A 15,347-nucleotide genomic window follows, 5' to 3' on the forward strand; every position below is an offset into this window, starting at 1 on the left:
ATCTTTTGCGAAAGACAACTGATATTTTTCATTTCTTTATGAAAAAGAAGCATGGTGACTTACAATCTATTTTAGTAACTTGCCACATTAAATTTTATACCTATGTCTAATTCTTTCGAACGTTACCAAAAAAGACGTTTGCGGTCTTCGTATTTTTCTGTCATTCTAAGCATTGCTTTGGTCTTGTTTGTGTTAGGAGTATTAGGGGTAGTGGTGCTAAAGTCATCAAAAATTGCAAACCATTTTAAAGAACAGGTTGCAGTAACGCTATTCTTGAAAAATAGTGTTTCTAAAAGTCAGTCTGAGAAACTGGTAGCAAGTATCAAAAAGAAAGAATATGTTAAGTCTGTGGTGTTTGTTTCTAAAGAAGCTGCTGCGAAAGAATTTAGCAAAGATATAGGAGAAGATTTTATGGAGTTTTTAGGAACGAATCCTTTGAAAAATTCAATAGATATTCATTTAAATCCAGAATTCATCACTCCTACTAAAATGAAAGCGATACAAAAAGAGATGTCTGAAAATGCTTTTGTTGTTGAGGTATTGTACGATGCTCCTTTGATAGAATTGCTTACACAGAATATTCAGAAAATTAGTTTTTGGGTGTTAGTAATCGCTGGGTTCTTTACCTTGATAGCTGTTGTACTGATCAATAGTTCGATTCGTTTATCTGTGTATTCAAAACGATTTACAATAAAAACCATGCAAATGGTGGGTGCAACTAAAAGATTTATTCGTTGGCCGTTTATTCTCAATAGCATAAGATTAGGAATATTCGGAGCTATTATTGCGAGTGCTGGTTTGACTGTAGTCTTGTATTATGTAGCACAACAAATACCTGAACTAGAATTGCTAGCGAACAAAAATGATCTTGGGATTGTTTTTTCAGGGGTTTTATTGATGGGTATATTTGTTACTTGGATTAGTACGTTTTTTGCAACACAACGTTTTTTAAACTTAAAAACAGATCAACTTTACGCATAAGGTTGCTAGTATTATAGAATATTATGAAAGAATTGAAATCAAAAGAAGAATTTTTATTCGGTAAGAAAAATTACAAATGGATGTTGATCGGTTTGGGAGTAGTGGCTCTAGGCTTTATTCTTATGGCTGGTGGCGGAAGTGATGATCCAGAAGTTTTTAACGACTCGATTTATAATTTTAGACGTATTCGTTTAGCACCAACTTTGGTGTTGATTGGTTTTGGAATAGAAGTCTATGCTATTTTAGCTAACCCTAACAAATAAGAACAACTTTAGATGGGAATAATTGAAGCTATAATTCTTGGAATTATACAAGGACTAACTGAGTTTTTACCAGTTTCGTCGAGTGGTCATTTAGAATTGGCAAAATTTATTTTAGGTGATGAAGCATTGCCAAAAGAAAGTTTGACATTTACAGTAGTATTGCATTTTGCAACCGCCTTGAGTACGTTGCTAATCTTTAGAAAAGAGGTGCTTCAAATTTTTAAGGGGTTGTTTCAGTTTTCATGGAATGAAGAAACACAATTTTCATTAAAAATCATTATTTCAATGATTCCTGCGGTGATCATTGGGTTGTTGTTTGAAGAACAATTAGAATACTTTTTTAGTGGTCAGATTTTATTAGTAGGAGCGATGTTATTATTGACAGCGGTTTTATTGGTATTTGCCGACAAAGCCAAAACAACTGACGTCGATACAAGTTATAAATCGGCACTGATTATTGGTATAGCACAAGCGATTGCAATGTTGCCTGGTATTTCTAGATCGGGAGCAACTATTTCTACTTCGGTTTTGTTGAAGATTGACAGAACCAAAGCGGCACGTTTTTCATTTTTAATGGTGGTGCCTTTGATCGTAGGAAAAATAGCGAAAGATGTATTAGGCGGAGATTTAAATGTACAAAGTGCAGAAATTCTTCCAATGTTTATTGGATTTGTCGCTGCATTTTTATCTGGTTTGGTAGCTTGTAAATGGATGATGGCTTTGGTTAAAAAAAGCAAATTGTATTATTTTTCAATTTATTGTGCAGTTGTAGGTCTTATTGCAATTGTGTACTCACTGTCGTAATATGTTAACAGAAGAACAGTTTAAAGAAGGGCAAGTGGTCTTAATCGACAAGCCTTTGACATGGACCTCTTTTCAAGTGGTGAATAAAATACGATGGGAGATTCGTCAGAAATTCAATATTAAAAAAATAAAAGTAGGTCATGCGGGTACCTTAGACCCATTAGCGACAGGGTTACTTATTTTATGTACAGGTAAGTACACCAAAAAAATAGAACAATACCAAGCACAAATTAAAGAATACACTGGAGAAATTACGCTTGGAGCCACGACCCCAAGTTACGATTTAGAATCAGACATTGATGCCGAGTATCCGACGGCACATATTACTGAAGAAATGATTCATGCAACTACTGAGACATTTATTGGGGAGATTTATCAAAAACCACCCATTTTCTCTGCACTGAAAAAAGATGGGAAGCGTATGTATGAACTGGCAAGGGCAGGAGAAGAAGTAGAGGTAACCGCAAGAAAAATTTCGATCTCAGAATTTGAGATTACGCATATAGATTTTCCGAAAGTTTCGTTTCGAGTTGTGTGTAGTAAAGGAACTTATATTCGTTCTTTGGCATATGATTTTGGAAAAGCACTAGAGTCTGGCGCACATTTGTCAGCATTGCGACGCACAAAAATTGGTGAGTTTTCTGTAGAAGATGCTGCAACACTTGAAGGGTATATTTCAGCATTAAAAGAAGACTAGCTTATTTAAAAAGATTTCCATACCAGCTTTCAGAAGCAGGTACTTCCCAGTAGTTTTCAAATTCAAATTTGTTGGTAATCGTATTGTCAAAAACAATGTTTTTTTTGTTAACCGCTTTGTCTTTGATCAATTTTTTAAATTCTTTTAAATCTTTGTATTGTACATATTGACCTTGTTTGAAACAAGGATTCATTTTGTCCATCAATTCAGTTTCGTATTCGGTTTGAAGTGAAATAATAAAGTTGATCAACTCATTCGTTGTTTCGGTGCTAATCGTTATTTCTGACGAAGCGAAAATTACAATAAAACGATTGTATTGAATGGTAAAAGTAGCTTCAAAGTTCTCCTTGTTTTTTGTCCATTTCGAAATAAACGCAGTGAGCTTTTCTTCTAGTTCTTCAATTTCGTGTTTGTATATTTTTTTTTCAGAGGGAAACACCCAGACTTTTGCATCCTCTGGAAATGTTTTATAATCGGTCACCATAATTTCTTTGTTGAGGCGCAAAGATATTTCTTTTTTATCGAAATAATATTTTCCAATTTTCTTGGTTACCTTGCGCTTGATTATTGTTTATATTTGCTGTTATCAAATGAAAAAACACACACCATTGGTTTTAAGAAATCTTTTTGTTCTATGTTTAGTATGTATGCTGTCTGTGGTGGCATGTAAGAAAAAAGCGAAGCCATTAGTTGTTGTTGAAGAAGTACCTGCTGAAGGTTTGTCTTTATTTGACGAAAAAAGCACTTTTATTTTTAATGAAGATCTAGATGTCACTGTTGCGAAAGAAATTTCCGGTTGGGATGAATACAGTAGTCTGTCAAAATTCTTAAAAAAAAATTACTCGATAATTTCTCCATCATTGGCTTTAGAGATGTCGAAAGAATTGGTTGATTTGACAAAAAAAATGAATGATTCTTTGCAGATAAAAGAATTGAATAATCGAGGTGTTTTTGCGCGATTGTATACTTTTTATTCAGAGGCTTTGCGTTTGCAAGATATGTCTGAGATAAGCTCTATCAAAGCATCAGAAGTTGTAGATCAGGTTCAGAAAATTGCAACTGTATACAATTCAATTAATTTAAAAATTAATTCGGTTTACATGCAGAAAAATTTTGATGAGAATGTCGATTTTGATGAGTCTATTTTCAACTTCAATGAAAACGGCGAAACTCCTTATTCAGTGCCTAAGAAAAGTAAACGAAAACCGGTCAATCAAAATAAGAAGCCAGCAATTCGTAAATAAGGTTGCTTTCAAAACCTTGACGCAATAAATAGTCGGTTATTTTTTTTCTTTTTTTATACGGATTTGTTTCAAAAACAGTTTCCATTTTTTTTTCAATCAAGTGTTCTAACGTAGCAAAATAGGCTTCGCCGTCTATTTCTTTCAAGGCTTGTTTGATATTGTATTCAGTGATGTTTCGTTGTTTTAACTCTCGAATGATTCTGTTTTTACCCCATTTTTTTATTCTAAATTTTCCGCGTGCGAAGCTTTGTGCAAATCGGGTTTCGTTTAAAAAATTCTCAGCTATCAAATGCGTAATTACAATTTCAATTATCTCTGGAATCAACCTCATTTTACTGAGTTTATCTTCTACTTCTTTATGACATCGATCTTGGTATACACAATAGTGTTCGAGAGCCCGTTTGGCTTCTTCTAGCGTATATGTTTTGACACTCTTCATTTAAAATCAAATGTATAAAATATTACTACATAAAAAAGCGGTTGCATCTAAAATGCAACCGCTTTTTTACTTGATAAATCAGTTAATTAAATAAGTGCCTTTTTATTGTGCCACCACATTTTTAATTGGGTAATCAATAAGAATAAAATAGGTACAATAATTAAGGTAAGGAAGGTAGCAATGACCAACCCATAAATTACGGTCCAGGCCAATGGTCCCCAGAAAATAACATTGTCTCCACCAAAATATACATGAGCATCAAATTCACTAAAGAATGTAAAGAAGTTGATGTTGAGTCCGATTGCCAATGGAATCAAACCTAAGATGGTTGTTATGGCCGTTAACAATACTGGACGTAATCTAGATTTACCTGCTCTTACAATACAATTAAACAAATCTTCAGCACTCAAATAGTCTTCATCGACAATACTTAATTCAATTTTCTTTCTATCGATAAGAAGCTGTGCATAATCTAAGAGAACCACACCGTTGTTTACTACAATACCAGCAAGTGAAATAATTCCCATCATGGTCATCATAATAACGAATGAACTTCCTGTAATAACGATCCCACCGAATACTCCAATTAGACTTAAGAAAATAGCGATCATAATAATTGCTGGTTTCGAAACGGAATTGAATTGTAGAATCAAGATCAAAAATATCAATCCTAGACCAGAGAAAAAGGCACCCATCAAGAAATTCATCTGTTTTGTTTGCTCTTCAATCTGTCCAGTGTAATCTACTTTAATTCCTTTAGGAAGACCTTTGAAGTTTTCCATTTCTTCTTGGATTTTTGATACGATGGCTCCTGCATCGGTATAACCCGGAGAAAGAGCAGAATATACAGTAACTACACGTTTTTGGTCTTTGTGCTTGATGGCACTAAAACCAGAATTGTTCTTTTGCTTGGCTACTGCAGAAACAGGGATCTCTTTGATCTGACCTGTTGCCATATCTCTAAACGTAATTTTTTGATTGAACAAAGCACTTTTGTTGTAACGATCTTCTTTGTTGAAACGAACGTAAATGTCGTAATCTTCACCATCGTTTTTATATACCCCAGCTTTGCTACCAAAAATTGCATTACGTAATTGTTGACCCACTTGACCTGCGCTTACACCCAATTCTCCAGCTTTTTTACGATCTACAACAACTTGCATTCCTGGTTTGTCTCTGTTTACGTCGATTTTTAATTCGTCAATACCTGCAATACTTCTTGTGTTGATAAAGTCACGCATTTTTTCAGCAGTTTCAATCAGCTCAGCATAATCTTTACCTTCAATTTCAATATTAATAGGAGGCCCTGCAGGAGGTCCGTTTACATCTTTTTCAACAGAGATCAAGACTCCAGGGTAAATCCCAACCAAAGCAGTTTGTACTTTTTGTCTTAGAATTTCACTGTCTTCACCACGTCTGAATTTGTATTCGCGCATTGAAGCTGTAATTTTACCTTTGTGTGGCATCTCTGCAGCTGAACCACCATCAGTTTGCGGATTACCAGCTCCTTCACCCACTTGCGAAACCGTACTCTCAACTAAAAAGTTGTAATCACCGTCCATGTATTCATCTCCGTTCAGTACTTCAAAAACACGTTTTTCAATTCTTTTGGTAATGTCGTTTGTCTTTTCAATATCTGTACCCTGAGGGTATTCGATGTATACAATAATTTGGTTTGGTTTGTTGTCAGGGAAAAATTCAATTTTAGTTCTTTGTGTTGCTACTGAAGCTCCAAAAGAAATAAACGCCGCTATTAACAAAATAAAAGTACCGATACTATACACACCACGTCTCCATCCTGTCAAGGCAAATTTCAATTGTTTTTCGTAGAAGTTTTCAAGTCTGGTAAGTATTTTATCTTGAAATGCGTTGGCAAGTTTACGCAATACCAAACGGTAGAACCAAAGCATTGCTGCAGTAAATACCATTAAGGTACCTAAAGCATTATAGCTCCCGCCTGTGAAATATATAAAGACACCAATTACGGTCAAAATAGATGAGATTAACACCATTCTTTTGATCGGCATCTCTTTGTCTTCTACACTCATAAATTGAGATACCAATACAGAGTTGAAGAATATGGCAACAAATAATGATGAACCTAAAACTACAGATAATGTAATTGGGAAATAAATCATGAACTGCCCCATTAAACCAGGCCACATTCCTAAAGGAATAAATGCTGCTACAGTTGTTGCTGTTGATATGATAATTGGAAACGCAATTTCGCTGATTCCTTTTTTCGCCGCTTCTTTACGTGTCATCCCTTCTTCATCCATCAATCGGTATACGTTTTCAACAACCACAATACCATTATCTACCAACATACCAAGTCCCATAATCAATCCGAAAAGAATCATGGTGTTCATAGTGTATCCTAACATTTCAAGGATCATCAATGACATAAACATCGACATTGGAATTGCAAATCCAACAAACAACGCGTTTTTGAATCCTAAGAAAAACATCAATACTGTTACCACTAAGATAATACCGAAGATGATGTTGTTAACCAGGTCATCAACTTGGCCAATGGTCTTCGAAGACTGATCGTTTGAGATAGTGATTTTTAAGTCATTCGGGAAATAATCTGCTTGTGCTTTAGTCACAATTTCTCTCACCTGATCTGCAGCTGCAACCATGTTTTTTCCGGCTCTTTTCTTAACATCAAGCATCACTACTTTTTCACCAAATTCTCTGGCATAAGTAGTTTTGTCTTTGTCTTTAAATGCAATTTTCGCAACATTTTTTAGATAAATCGGATTGTTACGTTCGTTTTTCACAACGAAATTACCTAGTTCATTCGGATCAGAAATCTCTCCGATAATTCGAATGGTACGTCTTTGTCCACTCGTAATTAAATTACCCGCAGACATGGTGGCATTTCCGTTGTTGATCGCAGAAACAATATCGTTAAAGCTTACCTTAGCAGCCATCATTTTATAAATGTCTACTGCAATTTCTACTTCTTTTTCTTGTGCACCACGAATGTCAACTTGTTTGATTTCGCTTAGGTCTTCTATCTCATCTTCTAAATACTCACCAAATTCTTTTAATTTGTAAACTGGGTAATCACCAGATAAGTTGATGTTCAGAATCGGCATCTCTTCAGACATACTTAGGTCAAACGCATTTGGTTCAACCTTCGCACCGTTAAACGTAGGCCAGTCTTCACTAGAAGTTTCGGTGTCTATTTCGTCTTTTACTTTTTGTTTCGCTTGATCTACTGTAATGTTTTCGTCGAACTCAACAATAATCATTGAATAATCTTCTTGCGATGTAGAAGTGATTTCTACGACATTACTCACCGTTTTTAGTTTGTCTTCTAAAGGTGTTGTAATCAGTTTTTCGATATCTTCGGCAGTATTACCTGGGTACAAAGAACTGATGTATATTTTGGTTTCCTTAATTTCAGGAAAACTTTCCCTTGGCATGTTGAAGTAGGCTGATGTTCCTAAAAAGAATATCATCACCATTGCAACATAGATGGTAGTTTTATTGTTGATCGCCCATGAGGACAAACCAAACTCTTTGTCAACTTTTTTCTCAGTCATCTTTAGGTTGTTTAAATTGATTTGTCAATTATAGTTTTAACGCTTCGTTGCTTAAAATTTTTACCGACTGACCGTCTGTAACACTTCTTGCTCCTTCATCGATGATTTCTAAACCATTCGGAAACTTTGTAATTACTTCGATTACATCACCCTGAGTTTTACCTGTTTCGATGATCTTTCTTTTCACAACAGCTTCACCATTTGTTTTTTTGTTGGTGGCGATGTACACATATTGCTGCCCATTTGCATTTTCAGAAATGATGCTTTGAGGAATTAAAATTGCGTTTTCGTTTTTGTAGTCATTGATTTTCAAACGAGCCGTAAGGTTAGGTTTGATATCTTGATCAGGATTCGGTACGTTTATTTCAACTTTAAACGTTCTGTTGCTTGGGTTTACGTAGCTAGCAGCATGTCTAACAGAAGCCTGAACCGTTTTGTTTAGAATAGGGAAAAAGACTTCAACGTGTTTTCCTTTGGTTACAGAAGTAATATAACTCTCAGGAATCTCAGCATCTATGTACATGTTTGTCAAATTCACAATTCGCAATAATTCAGATCCTTGTCCAGGAGCAATTACCATACCTTCTTCTTTAAAAACATCATCGATAATTCCAGAGAACGGAGCTGTAATTCTAGTCTTTTTTAGTTGTTTTTTTAATTGCTTGATGGCATTGATATTTGCGAAATAGTTGGTTTCTGCGCGTAGGTATTCTATTTCAGAACCAATTTTTTGTTCCCATAAGCTCTTTTGTCTTTCGTATGTAGTCTTTGCCAATTTGGTTTGTGTTTCTAATTGTGCAATTTGATCGTCAATTCCGCCGTCACTTAAAACAGCAAGCAATGCCCCTTTTGAAACTCTTTGACCTTCTACTACATGAATACTTTTGATGATCCCTGGAACTTCTGGGTATACCAACACATTTTTCTTAGTACTTACATTACCTTGGATGTCTAAATGATGGTTAAAAACAGTTTCTGTCGCTGTAATCGTTGTAACCAAAGGCAGTCTTTTTACAGTATCATAAATGGCTATGGCATCTACTAGTGCTTCTAATTTTTGATTGATCTCTTTTTGGTTGGCTTCGATTTCTTTTTTCTTAGCTCTTAATTGAGAAATGTCTCCTGAATCGATAACAGCTTCAACTGTCGTCGTTGTTTTTTCAGCACAAGAAGTTAGGATAATTGTGCTAGCAATAATTGCGTAAATATATTTCATGGTTTATTTTTTTGGAAATTATTTTATGTTTAATAAATTTTTCAGTTCTACTTTTTTGTTGATAACATCAATAATAGATTCGATGTATTGTTGTTGACTGTCGTACAACTGAACTTGTACGGTTCTTAAGTCGATACTACTTGCAAGTCCTTCTCTAAATTTGATCGAATTTTTTCGTTCAATTTTTTCTGCTAAGGCTAAGTTTTGTTTTCTGTTTTCGTAAGTCTGAGCAGCAAGAATGTACTCGCTTTTTACTTTCTTTAAATCGAGTTGTAGTTGTTGTTCAACATCTTTCAAAGTGTTTTGCGATATTTCCCAATTTATTTTTGCTCTTCTTTTTTGCGAACGAATGTTGAAAGAAGTAAAAATTGGAATGGTAAGAGAAACACCTGCCGAAGTTGATGTTAACCATGTTTGTTCGCTTTCAAACAAACCTCCAAACGATTCGTTTAATCCTTGTGCATTTGTGTTTAGAAATGCTGAGATAGAAGGCATGTATTTCGATTTTTCTAACTTGTATAGCAATTCTTTACTTTCTGTTTCGTTTACAGCTATTTTGTAATCTATGTTGTTGAAAATAGAATTTTGCGAGTATTCAGATTCAAGTGTTACATATTGATTGATCAAGTTTTCAAGATCGTCACTCAATGTAATCGCTATGGTAGAATCTATTCCAAGCAGTAGTTTTACATAACCATTTGAAACCTCAGATAAAACTTCGTAGTTACGCATCGAGTTTTCAAGATTTGTTAAGGTCAATTGCAATTGTTCAACGCTTTCTTCCTCTGCCAAACCATTTGCTACTACAGCGCCAGCTTCTTTTAAGTTGTCTTCAATATTTTTGATGTTTTTTTCTAATATCAAAATACTTTCATCAGTCAATAATGAAGTCATATACGCGTTCACCACAATTTCTTCGATTTCATTGTCTGTTTTTTCTTTGTAGTTTTTAGAAATGTCTAAAAATACTTTTGAAGCTTGTAAACCTACAATATAACTACCATCAAAAATTAATTGGGTAACTGTTAAACTCGGAGATAAACTGTTCTTCGGAAAAAAGAAGTTTACCGGATCTGCTGGGTTGTTTGGGTCTCCTTGAATCGGTGCTTTGATGTTGGCTTGGTAATCGATTTTACCATTCAACTGTGGCAAACCTACAGAGATGGCTTCCCATTTTTGTTCTTCCGCGGCTTGAATACTTGCCGTTGCATTCTGAATGTTTCGGTTGTGTACTTTGGCATATTCGACAGCTTCATTGAGGCTAAACGATGTTTTTTGAGGTTCTGTTGCAGGTTCTTGTGCAAATGAACTCAAAACAATTGCCAATAATAAATAAACGATGTTGTTTTTTTTCATCTCTAATTGTATTGATTTTGTACTTTTTCTAGTGTTAGTATTCCTTTTTCGGTTGCGATACCACGAACATGGTATTCTAAATATTTTTCTAACAAATAATTCATAGAAAACAATTCGGTAGGAAAAGTGTCTATGTCTTTGATGCCCATCATTCCTTGAAAATACACCCTTGAAATAAATGAGATGTCGATGTCACTTCTGAAATATGCATCTTTTACACCTCGGTTCAAGTTGTCGGTTACGCACTCTTGCATCACAGCAAATTGTTTGTTTCTTAATTCAGCATGAATTTTCGGGTAATATTTTTGAAGTTGAAATAGGGGTGATGATTTTTCGTCTTTTAAGTTTTCTAAAATGAATTTTTTGATTTGAAATAATTCTTCAATGGGGTTGTAGCTTAAATCACAAATACATTCTATTCCAGACGAAATACACTCGAACATACCAAAAGTGGTTTCTTGAACCAATTTCGTTTTGTTGCTAAAATGCGTGTAAATCGTTTTTTTAGAAATGCTCATTTTCTCAGCAATATCATCCATGGTAACGCTCTTAAATCCGTAGGTTAAGAACATTTCAGTTGCTGATGTTAATATTTCTTCTCTCATCTATTCACTAAATTTAACGCTGCAAATGTAGTAAGGAAACTTTAAATACAAAAAAAGTTTCCAAAGTTTTTTGTGACAAATATCATTTTTTCATTTTTTGAAAAAATTGATTGTAGTCGAATAGCTTTGTTTATTTTTACAAAAAATCTAGAATTTTGAGAATAGAAGAATACAAAGAAGCCTTTTTAGCATATCTACAAAAACAGATAGCGGTTACCGAACCAAAAAATTTATATGAACCTATATCGTATATCTTAGATTTAGGAGGAAAAAGATTGCGGCCAATTTTGGTGCTCATGGGAGCCAATGCTTTTGGAGGTGATCATGAAGATGCTTTAGATGCTGCTTTGGCAGTTGAGGTGTTTCATAATTTTACTTTGCTACATGATGATATTATGGACGATGCTCCTTTGCGCAGAAGTCAGGCTACCGTGCATGAAAAATGGGATGTAAATACAGCCATTTTGTCTGGAGATGCTATGTTGATTCTCGCGTATAAATTTCTTGAAAGTTATGACGGTGCTATCTATAAAAAATTAATGCAATTATTCAATAAAACGGCATTAGAGGTTTGTGAAGGTCAGCAGTACGATATGGACTTTGAAACCAGAAATAATGTTTCTGTGGAAGAGTACATAAAAATGATAGGATTGAAAACATCGGTCTTGGTTGCGGCGGCTTTGCAAATGGGTGGAATCATTGCAGGAGCTTCTGATGAAGACGCTAAAAAAATATATGATTTCGGTTTGAATTTAGGACTAGCATTTCAATTACAAGACGATTATTTAGATGCATTTGGTGATGCTGCTACTTTTGGAAAGCAAGTAGGTGGAGATATTATGGAGAATAAAAAAACCTATTTGTATATCGAAGCATTGAAACATGCAGCTCCGGCTGAAAAAGAAGAATTAGAATATTGGTACGCACAAACACTTGTTGACAACGTTAAAAAAGTGTCACGCGTAAAAGAATTGTTTGTTGCAGTAGGGAGTGATCAGTTGACAAGAAATGCGATTGAAGCTTATACTAAAAAAGCATTTTCGATTTTAGAAACCATCGCTATACCAGAGGCTAATAGTTTGGTCTTAAAACAATTTGGTGAAAACCTAATGACTAGGTCGGTATAAAGAAATATTTTTTCTGTAAATTTCTTTGCAAAAGTATACAGATTTGTAAAATAATGTTATTTTTGCACACGTTTTAGGACTCATAGCTCAGTTGGTTAGAGCACCTGACTCATAATCAGGTGGTCCCAGGTTCGAGCCCTGGTGGGTCCACTTTTAAAACACAAAGCCTTTCATTTAAATGAAAGGCTTTTTTTTATGCCGATACCAAGATTAACTGGTGTTTTGCTTTTCTAAATTTTGCTCTTCGAACGATCGCATCAAAAATACGTTTTGTAATAACGGTGTGTGCAGGTAATTTTGCTACTTCTTTTAGTAAATAGGTGCTGTCTGTGTACATGGCTTTACAATTTAAGTGTTATCAATACTTAAAAGTAGCCCACAGATGTGTTACAATTAGAGAAATAAAGGTGAAGTGACAAAAAGTAACGTTAAAACAAACGAAACCTTCGTTGAACTTTATAAGTTGGTAAGGCGCGCAACATATTTACCAATCACATCGAATTCTAAATTAACTTCTGTACCTGTTTCAAAAGTGTGAAAGTTCGTGTGTTCGTAGGTATAAGGTATGATGGCTACGCTAAAGCTGTTTTGTTCAGAATTCACAACGGTCAAACTGGTTCCGTTGATAGTAATCGATCCTTTTTCAATAGTGATGTTGTTTTTTGCAGCATCGTAATCAAAAGTAAAAAACCAGCTTCCGTTATCATTTTTAATGTCGGTACAGTGTCCTGTCTGGTCAACATGCCCTTGAACGATATGTCCATCCAAACGATCACCTAATTTCATGGCTCTTTCTAAGTTTACCTTGTCGCCAACTTTTAAAGAATTTAAATTGGTTTTTTGAAGCGTTTCTTTGATAGCTGTAACAGTGTACGTGTCTTCATCAATGGCAACTACCGTCAAACAAACTCCATTGTGAGCAACACTTTGATCAATTTTTAGCTCGTCGGTAAATTCTGAGGTAACAGAAATGTGTAAATTATCTGCTTCTTTAGTTATTTTGCTTACTGTACCTAGTTTTTCAATAATACCTGTGAACATAAAATTGTCAATTTAAATGATTACTTTTGATGCTTCAAAAATAAGAATAATATAGTACTTGAATGGAGAAAGAGAGAAAAATAAAAGTTGGAATTTCAGTGGGTGATATCAATGGAATCGGAATTGAAGTTATTTTAAAAACTTTTGCAGACAAGCGTATGTTAGATTTTTGCACTCCGATTATTTTTGCCAATGCGAAAGTGGTTTCTTTTCATAAAAAAACCTTCCATTCAGATGTACAGGTTCAAGGAGTAGCTTCTATAGATGCTGTTATAGATGGTAAGATAAATTTAGTAAGCATTAGCAAAGAAGAAGTAAAGATAGAGTTAGGTGTTGCAACCAAAGAGTCGGGTGCTTTTGCCTTGAAGTCTTTAGAAGCAGCAACGACCGCATTGAGAGATAAAAAGGTGGATTTGTTGGTGACAGCTCCAATAAATAAAGATAGCATTCAGTCAGATGATTTTAAGTTTGCGGGACATACAGAGTTCTTAGAAGATAAATTAGATGGTAAGAGTTTGATGATTTTGATGACGGATACCTTAAGAATGGGGTTGATCACAGGTCACATACCAGTTGCGGAAGTGTCGAAAACTATTTCAAAAGAATTGATTGAAGCTAAAGTTGAAACCATGTATGATACTTTGGTAAAAGATTTTGGAATCGACAAACCAAAAATAGCTGTTTTGGGCTTGAATCCGCATTGTGGAGATAATGGTGTGATTGGGAATGAAGATGAAGAGTTGATTCGACCGACATTAAAAGAGATTCAAGAGTCTGGAAAGTTAGTATATGGGCCTTATGCGGCGGATGGCTTTTTTGGTTCAGGTAACTATCAAGGTTTTGATGGTGTTTTGGCGATGTATCACGATCAAGGATTGGTTGCTTTCAAGACTTTGGCTTTTGGTAATGGTGTTAATTTTACTGCAGGTTTGTCTGAAGTACGTACTTCTCCAGATCACGGAACGGCGTTTGAAATTGCAGGAAAAAACAAGGCAGATGAGTCGTCTTTCAAAGAAGCTTTGTTTGCTGGCTTAAAAATAGTTAAGACGAGAAACGGTTACAAAACCCTCACAGAGGATCAGTTAAAAGTGAGAAAAAAATATTAATGTGTAAAATTTTATTTCTTTTGTTTAATATAAAATGAAATTTTATATCTTTGCACGCTCAAATTGATGTTCGTTATGAAAGAGTTGAAAGAGTTTGACATTTCTTTTATTGGATTAAAGGAAGGAGAACACAAGTTTGAATATCAGATTGATAAAAAGTTCTTTGATGCATTTGAATTCGATGAGTTTGATGATGCAAGTATAAAAGTTGGGTTGGTATTTGTGAAAAAAGCAACCATGCTTGAATTAGAGTTTTCTTCAGAAGGTACTATTAATGTTCCTTGTGACCAGACCGGAGAGTCTTTTGACATGCCGATAGAAGGTAGTTTGTCATTGATTGTGAAATTTGGTGATGGTTATGATGATGGAAACGAAGAGATTATATATGTACCTCATACAGAGCATAGAATCAATGTAGCGCATTCTATTTTTGAGATGTTGGTTTTGTCGGCACCGGCAAAAAGAATACATCCAAAAGTTTTAGATGGCACAATGCAATCTGAAGCACTGAATAAGTTAGAAGAACTAAAAGTAAAAAAGAGTACAAAAAACACAGAAGATACAACCGACCCGCGATGGGGAAAGTTGAAAGATTTATTAATAGATAAAACACAGCGTAATGGCACATCCAAAGAGAAAGATATCTAAACAAAGAAGAGACAAAAGAAGAACTCATTATAAAGCAGTAGCTCCTCAGGTAGCTGTTGATCCAACAACTGGAGAAGCACACTTGTACCACAGAGCTCACTGGCATGAAGGAAAACTTTACTACAAAGGACAAATCGTAATTGATTCAGCTGAGTCAGAAGCATAGTCTTTTATTAGAATTATTACAAAAAACCCTCTTGATTAGAGGGTTTTTTGGTGTTTTGGGGTGAAAAATGCAATTTAGCGTTGTTTTTTTGTTCCATGTA

The 15,347-nt window shown here is 34.8% G+C and carries 17 protein-coding genes and 1 tRNA gene; 10 read left to right on the forward strand and 8 right to left on the reverse strand.

Features of this window, described 5'->3' with window-relative positions:
• The first annotated feature begins 102 nt into the window (after positions 1–102).
• Genes F6P99_RS08305 through truB form a run of 4 tightly spaced genes read left to right on the forward strand, consistent with a single transcriptional unit; the run spans position 103 to position 2,745 of the window.
• A complete protein-coding gene (locus F6P99_RS08305) occupies positions 103–981 on the forward strand; it encodes a cell division protein FtsX (protein ID WP_152287005.1) in 879 nt (292 codons plus the stop codon).
• 23 nt (positions 982–1,004) lie between these two features.
• The gene (locus tag F6P99_RS08310) at positions 1,005–1,244 is read left to right on the forward strand and encodes a DUF3098 domain-containing protein (protein ID WP_152287006.1); all 240 of its coding nucleotides are present in this window, start codon (positions 1,005–1,007) and stop codon (positions 1,242–1,244) included.
• 12 nt (positions 1,245–1,256) lie between these two features.
• Complete coding sequence (locus F6P99_RS08315; RefSeq protein WP_152287007.1) at positions 1,257–2,048, forward strand: undecaprenyl-diphosphate phosphatase; 792 nt, start codon at positions 1,257–1,259, stop codon at positions 2,046–2,048.
• Position 2,049: 1 nt separating this feature from the next.
• The gene (gene truB / locus F6P99_RS08320) at positions 2,050–2,745 is read left to right on the forward strand and encodes a tRNA pseudouridine(55) synthase TruB (RefSeq protein ID WP_152287008.1); all 696 of its coding nucleotides are present in this window, start codon (positions 2,050–2,052) and stop codon (positions 2,743–2,745) included.
• 1 nt (position 2,746) lies between these two features.
• Here the strand turns inward: truB and F6P99_RS08325 are convergent, their stop codons facing one another.
• Complete coding sequence (locus F6P99_RS08325; protein ID WP_226913049.1) at positions 2,747–3,250, reverse strand: ABC transporter ATPase; 504 nt, start codon at positions 3,248–3,250, stop codon at positions 2,747–2,749.
• Between the two features lie 85 nt (positions 3,251–3,335).
• On the opposite strand from F6P99_RS08325, the gene F6P99_RS08330 reads away from it, so the two are divergent.
• Positions 3,336–3,989 carry a hypothetical protein gene (locus F6P99_RS08330; protein ID WP_152287010.1) on the forward strand — a complete coding sequence of 218 codons (654 nt, stop codon included), beginning with the start codon at positions 3,336–3,338 and terminating at the stop codon, positions 3,987–3,989.
• On the opposite strand, the gene F6P99_RS08335 is transcribed toward F6P99_RS08330, so the two are convergent.
• The 5 genes from F6P99_RS08335 to F6P99_RS08355 all read right to left on the reverse strand — a co-directional run bounded on the left by F6P99_RS08335 (position 3,955) and on the right by F6P99_RS08355 (position 11,159).
• Positions 3,955–4,428, reverse strand: a complete 474-nt coding sequence (locus F6P99_RS08335; protein WP_152287011.1) for a regulatory protein RecX — start codon at positions 4,426–4,428, stop codon at positions 3,955–3,957. The two genes, F6P99_RS08330 and F6P99_RS08335, sit on opposite strands and share 35 nt — an antisense overlap.
• A gap of 86 nt (positions 4,429–4,514) precedes the next feature.
• Positions 4,515–7,982: an efflux RND transporter permease subunit gene (locus F6P99_RS08340; RefSeq protein WP_152287012.1), complete on the reverse strand. Its 3,468-nt coding sequence runs from the start codon at positions 7,980–7,982 to the stop codon at positions 4,515–4,517.
• Positions 7,983–8,010: 28 nt separating this feature from the next.
• Positions 8,011–9,198 (reverse strand): efflux RND transporter periplasmic adaptor subunit, encoded by a 1,188-nt coding sequence (locus F6P99_RS08345; RefSeq protein WP_152287013.1) that lies wholly within the window; start codon positions 9,196–9,198, stop codon positions 8,011–8,013.
• Between the two features lie 18 nt (positions 9,199–9,216).
• A complete protein-coding gene (locus F6P99_RS08350) occupies positions 9,217–10,554 on the reverse strand; it encodes a TolC family protein (protein ID WP_152287014.1) in 1,338 nt (445 codons plus the stop codon).
• A 2-nt stretch (positions 10,555–10,556) separates the two neighbouring features.
• Positions 10,557–11,159 (reverse strand): TetR/AcrR family transcriptional regulator, encoded by a 603-nt coding sequence (locus F6P99_RS08355; protein WP_152287015.1) that lies wholly within the window; start codon positions 11,157–11,159, stop codon positions 10,557–10,559.
• A 152-nt stretch (positions 11,160–11,311) separates the two neighbouring features.
• Here F6P99_RS08355 and F6P99_RS08360 point away from each other — a divergent pair, with 152 nt between their 5' ends.
• Together F6P99_RS08360 and F6P99_RS08365 are read left to right on the forward strand one after the other, a co-directional pair.
• Positions 11,312–12,286, forward strand: a complete 975-nt coding sequence (locus tag F6P99_RS08360; protein ID WP_152287016.1) for a polyprenyl synthetase family protein — start codon at positions 11,312–11,314, stop codon at positions 12,284–12,286.
• 76 nt (positions 12,287–12,362) lie between these two features.
• Positions 12,363–12,436: transfer RNA gene (locus tag F6P99_RS08365), tRNA-Ile, on the forward strand.
• Positions 12,437–12,479: 43 nt separating this feature from the next.
• Here F6P99_RS08365 and F6P99_RS13405 read toward each other — a convergent pair.
• Positions 12,480–12,623 (reverse strand): hypothetical protein, encoded by a 144-nt coding sequence (locus tag F6P99_RS13405; RefSeq protein WP_193316039.1) that lies wholly within the window; start codon positions 12,621–12,623, stop codon positions 12,480–12,482.
• A gap of 119 nt (positions 12,624–12,742) precedes the next feature.
• Positions 12,743–13,327 (reverse strand): riboflavin synthase, encoded by a 585-nt coding sequence (locus tag F6P99_RS08370; RefSeq protein ID WP_152287017.1) that lies wholly within the window; start codon positions 13,325–13,327, stop codon positions 12,743–12,745.
• Positions 13,328–13,389: 62 nt separating this feature from the next.
• Between F6P99_RS08370 and pdxA the strand changes: the two genes are divergently transcribed.
• The 3 genes from pdxA (at position 13,390) to rpmF (ending at position 15,247) form a co-directional block, all read left to right on the forward strand.
• Positions 13,390–14,433, forward strand: a complete 1,044-nt coding sequence (gene pdxA, locus F6P99_RS08375; RefSeq protein ID WP_152287018.1) for a 4-hydroxythreonine-4-phosphate dehydrogenase PdxA — start codon at positions 13,390–13,392, stop codon at positions 14,431–14,433.
• 75 nt (positions 14,434–14,508) lie between these two features.
• Complete coding sequence (locus F6P99_RS08380; protein WP_152287019.1) at positions 14,509–15,081, forward strand: YceD family protein; 573 nt, start codon at positions 14,509–14,511, stop codon at positions 15,079–15,081.
• Positions 15,053–15,247, forward strand: a complete 195-nt coding sequence (gene rpmF / locus F6P99_RS08385; RefSeq protein WP_152287020.1) for a 50S ribosomal protein L32 — start codon at positions 15,053–15,055, stop codon at positions 15,245–15,247. Before F6P99_RS08380 ends, rpmF begins: the two co-directional genes overlap by 29 nt.
• Positions 15,248–15,347 lie beyond the last annotated feature (100 nt).

It is taken from the genome of Flavicella marina (assembly GCF_009193215.1).
Lineage (GTDB): Bacteria > Bacteroidota > Bacteroidia > Flavobacteriales > Flavobacteriaceae > Flavicella > Flavicella marina.

Coding starts and splice junctions, on each gene's coding strand:
- F6P99_RS08355 (WP_152287015.1), bottom strand. CDS start 11,159: ATGAGAGAAGAAATATTAACATCAGCAACTGAAATGTTCTTAACCTAC.
- F6P99_RS08305 (WP_152287005.1), top strand. CDS start 103: ATGTCTAATTCTTTCGAACGTTACCAAAAAAGACGTTTGCGGTCTTCG.
- F6P99_RS08370 (WP_152287017.1), bottom strand. CDS start 13,327: ATGTTCACAGGTATTATTGAAAAACTAGGTACAGTAAGCAAAATAACT.
- F6P99_RS08350 (WP_152287014.1), bottom strand. CDS start 10,554: ATGAAAAAAAACAACATCGTTTATTTATTATTGGCAATTGTTTTGAGT.
- rpmF (WP_152287020.1), top strand. CDS start 15,053: ATGGCACATCCAAAGAGAAAGATATCTAAACAAAGAAGAGACAAAAGA.
- F6P99_RS13405 (WP_193316039.1), bottom strand. CDS start 12,623: ATGTACACAGACAGCACCTATTTACTAAAAGAAGTAGCAAAATTACCT.
- F6P99_RS08330 (WP_152287010.1), top strand. CDS start 3,336: ATGAAAAAACACACACCATTGGTTTTAAGAAATCTTTTTGTTCTATGT.
- pdxA (WP_152287018.1), top strand. CDS start 13,390: ATGGAGAAAGAGAGAAAAATAAAAGTTGGAATTTCAGTGGGTGATATC.
- F6P99_RS08315 (WP_152287007.1), top strand. CDS start 1,257: ATGGGAATAATTGAAGCTATAATTCTTGGAATTATACAAGGACTAACT.
- F6P99_RS08345 (WP_152287013.1), bottom strand. CDS start 9,198: ATGAAATATATTTACGCAATTATTGCTAGCACAATTATCCTAACTTCT.
- F6P99_RS08380 (WP_152287019.1), top strand. CDS start 14,509: ATGAAAGAGTTGAAAGAGTTTGACATTTCTTTTATTGGATTAAAGGAA.
- truB (WP_152287008.1), top strand. CDS start 2,050: ATGTTAACAGAAGAACAGTTTAAAGAAGGGCAAGTGGTCTTAATCGAC.
- F6P99_RS08340 (WP_152287012.1), bottom strand. CDS start 7,982: ATGACTGAGAAAAAAGTTGACAAAGAGTTTGGTTTGTCCTCATGGGCG.
- F6P99_RS08310 (WP_152287006.1), top strand. CDS start 1,005: ATGAAAGAATTGAAATCAAAAGAAGAATTTTTATTCGGTAAGAAAAAT.
- F6P99_RS08335 (WP_152287011.1), bottom strand. CDS start 4,428: ATGAAGAGTGTCAAAACATATACGCTAGAAGAAGCCAAACGGGCTCTC.